This window comes from Acetobacter persici, from assembly GCF_018256955.1.
Lineage (GTDB): Bacteria > Pseudomonadota > Alphaproteobacteria > Acetobacterales > Acetobacteraceae > Acetobacter > Acetobacter persici.
Window position 1 is genome coordinate 1 of record NZ_JAERKU010000030.1, and the last position, 1,171, is coordinate 1,171.

Consider the following 1,171-nt stretch of genomic DNA (forward strand, 5'->3'; position numbering starts at 1 on the left):
ATACCAATTTGTTTTGGCTGTGACTCAGGGGGGGGGGTACACATAGGCGTTGAATTGTGATTCACAGGATACCGTCATTGAAGGAAGGTATCCCTGATGAGCAAGGCGGTCGCACTCCGAGAAGATTATGATGCAGCGAGCATGCGAGGTCTGGCGCGACGAAGCAGACATGCGGCCCAGTCGCGGCGCCTTCTGGCGCTTGCCGCGATTTATGACGGGGCAACGCGTGGCGAGGCGGCCCGTCTTGCGGGAACGGATCGACAGATCGTTCGGGACTGGGTTTTGCGCTTTAACGCGCAAGGGCCTGCGGGGCTGATTGATCGTCATGGTGGGGGTGCTGCCCGCCGCATCACACCTTCCGTCATGGAGGCTCTGGCGCAGCGGATTGAAGACGGTCCCATTCCTTCGGCTCATGGCGTGGTGCGCTGGCGATTGCGTGATCTGTGCGCCTGGCTTCATGAAGAGCACGGGGTCAGCCTGTCTGTTTCCTGGTTGAGCAGGATTGTCCGCAGTGAGAATTTTCGTCTGCTGACGCCACGCCCCCGGCATTATGCCCAGAACCCGGATGCCCAGGACATTTTTAAAAAGATTTTCCTGATGCCCTTGCCGCAATCAGCGCCTGTCACCCCGGAGAAAATATCGAACTGTGGTGGGCGGATGAAGCAAGGATCGGCCAGAAAACGAAGCTGACACGGCGCTGGGCGAAGCGGGGAACCCGCCCCCGGGCGACAGCCGACCTAAGGACCCGATCCGCCTGGATTTTCGGGGCAATCTGCCCCGCTCAGGGAAAAGGGGCTGCTCTTGTTCTCCCCGTGTGCAACATTCATGCGATGAATTTCCATCTCAAGGAAATCGCCCAGGTCGTTGCACCGCAAAGTCACGCCGTCCTCATCCTGGATCAGGCAGCATGGCATACCAGTCTGAAACTGACGGTTCCCCCCAACATCACCATCATGCCGCTCCCGCCACGCTCTCCCGAACTCAATCCTGTGGAAAACGTCTGGCAGTTTATGCGCAATACATGGCTCTCAAACAGAATCTTCAGAACCTATGACGATATCGTCGATATCGCCTGCCATGCGTGGAACCAGCTCACCGAGCAGCCATGGCGCATTATGTCCCTCGGATTGCGCGACTGGGCTCATGGGTCATAGCAAAAACAAATTGGTAT

Annotated in this window: 1 protein-coding gene; it reads left to right on the forward strand. The window is 57.6% G+C overall.

The features are described from left to right. Positions 1–96: 96 nt before the first annotated feature. Positions 97–1,154 (forward strand): IS630 family transposase gene (locus JK199_RS15675; protein ID WP_148299137.1). Its coding sequence is split into 2 segments (ribosomal slippage): positions 97–589 and positions 589–1,154, totalling 1,059 coding nucleotides; the frame shifts between segments, so codons are not numbered across the junction. The last annotated feature ends 17 nt before the right edge of the window (positions 1,155–1,171 follow it).